At 67.6% G+C, this 1877-nt stretch carries 3 protein-coding genes; all 3 read right to left on the reverse strand.

Going from position 1 to position 1877, the window contains the following annotated elements; translation table 11 throughout:
- Nucleotides 1-250 precede the first annotated feature (250 nt).
- The gene (locus Q8Q88_RS17665; protein ID WP_305676496.1) at nucleotides 251-1000 is read right to left on the reverse strand and encodes a GIN domain-containing protein; all 750 of its coding nucleotides are present in this window, start codon (nucleotides 998-1000) and stop codon (nucleotides 251-253) included.
- Between the two features lie 5 nt (nucleotides 1001-1005).
- On the reverse strand, nucleotides 1006-1578 hold the full coding sequence (locus Q8Q88_RS17670; protein ID WP_305676497.1) for a DUF1700 domain-containing protein: 573 nt from the start codon (nucleotides 1576-1578) through the stop codon (nucleotides 1006-1008).
- The coding region (locus Q8Q88_RS17675; RefSeq protein WP_305676498.1) for a PadR family transcriptional regulator at nucleotides 1575-1877 on the reverse strand (303 nt) is incomplete at its 5' end. The genes Q8Q88_RS17670 and Q8Q88_RS17675, both read right to left, overlap by 4 nt.

Genomic DNA, 1877 nt, shown 5'->3' on the forward strand with positions numbered 1-1877 from the left:
GGCAAGCCCCCCGGCCCAAAGACCATGGCCAAAGGCTGGGAACGCTTCACAGCAACCCTCACAGGCTTCGTCATCGCAAGGGCCGACGCAGTTGTGTGAATCCCGTAGCCCACCGGGGGAGCTGTCGGCGAAGCCGACTGAGGGGGACTTTGACTCGCTTCGGCGCGCTTCAACCCCCTCCGTCCCGTCGCGAAGAGGCGACGATCCACCTCCCCCAAATCGCGCTGCGCGCTGGGGGAGGGTCTAGAACCTAATTCGCTTCGTGCAGCTCACCCGCGCCGGAGATGTCGGTGGCGAGTTGGGCGGGCTTGGTGAGCAGGGTCACTTCCGAGGCGCCCGAGATGTCCAGGTTGGCTACGCTCTTGGGGGCGAGACGCGTCTCGGCGCTGCCCGAGCTGTCGACCGCCGCCTCTTCGGCCTCGAGCCCTGAGAGATCCAGCTCCGAGGAACCCGACACGTCGATGGCGAGCTTGCGGGTCGCGCCGCGCACCGTCACCTCGGTCGATCCGGAGGCGTCGATCGCCAGGCTGTCCTGCTTGTAGCCCTCGACGACCAGTTCGCTGTCGCCGCTGATGTCGAACTTGCGGACGTCGGGCGCCGTGACGGTGATCTTCAGCCGGCGACCGGAATAGTGGGTCCCGTTCGTCCGCAGGCGGCCGTTCTCCAGCACCACCCGTTCGACCGCGCGCTTGGGGCCGGTGATGACCACCTTGCCGGGGCCCGGGGCCTGGGTGAACTGCACGTCGGCCGGGACCTCGATGTCGAGTTCCGAGCCGCCCGTCCAGGTGATCTCCCGCGTGACGGTGGAGCCGGGTTCGCCCGAGTCGATATCGAAGTCGACGTCACGATCGACATGGTCCCAGTCGATGTCGTGCCAATGATTGATCCAGTGCCAGTTGCGGGCGGCCAGGTCGGGCCCGCCGATGGCCGCAGCGCTGGAGAGCGCCACGACGCCGACGAAGAAACCGGTGATGGCGATGAGGACGAGGACGCGGATCATGGAACTCACCCTTGCACTTGAGGTTCGATGGCCGGCTTCAGCAGCCGGTAGTGGAGGCGCCCGTACCAGACGAGGGCGTTGACAAAGCCGATCACGATCAGGGTCAGCACGGCGCCGGCGGAGCTCGCCAGGGCCATCAGGCCGATGCCGCCCAGCAGGGCCGCCGCCGTCCCACCGGGAGGCTGGAAGAACGGTCCCACCGCGAAGACGACGCCGCCGGCGAAGAACACCGCGACCACGGCGATGATCAGGCCGAACAGGGTTCCGGCCACCGCCATCAGGATCGGCAGCAGGATCAGCAGGTCGATGGCGCCCAGGCCCAGCACGGCGAAGATCGCCCCGGCCGCGGCCGAGGGATTGCGCTGCTCTTCCCACTTCTTGAGGCCGATCTCGGCGCGCAATTCGCGCGCCAGCCGGGCGGGATCGCCCAGGGCGGCGGCCACCTCCTCTTCGGAGCGGCCGGCGGCCAGCCCCTCGTCGAAATGCGCCTCATAGTCGGCGATGGCGTCGGCGATAGCCTGCGGGGGCATCCCCGAGAGGCCCAGCCGCAACCGGTCGATAAAGGCCTGCCGGGTCATTTCGTGTCTCCCAGGATGGCCTCGACGGCGCGGGAAAACGCCGCCCATTCCGCCTGCTGCGCCGTGAAGCTCTGCTTCCCGGCCTCGGTCAGCTTGTAATACTTGCGTGGCGGACCGGAAGAGCTCTCCACCAGATAGGTGTCGACCAGCCCGTCGGCCTGCATCCTTCGCATCAACGGATAGATGGTGCCTTCCCCCATATCGATCCCCTCGGCCAAACGGCTCGCGATCTCATAGGCGTAGCTGTCCTGTCGGGAGAGCAGCGCGAGCACGCAGAGCTCGAGCACCCCCTTCTTCAG

This window comes from Phenylobacterium sp., from assembly GCF_030697925.1.
Classification (GTDB): Bacteria; Pseudomonadota; Alphaproteobacteria; order Caulobacterales; family Caulobacteraceae; genus Phenylobacterium.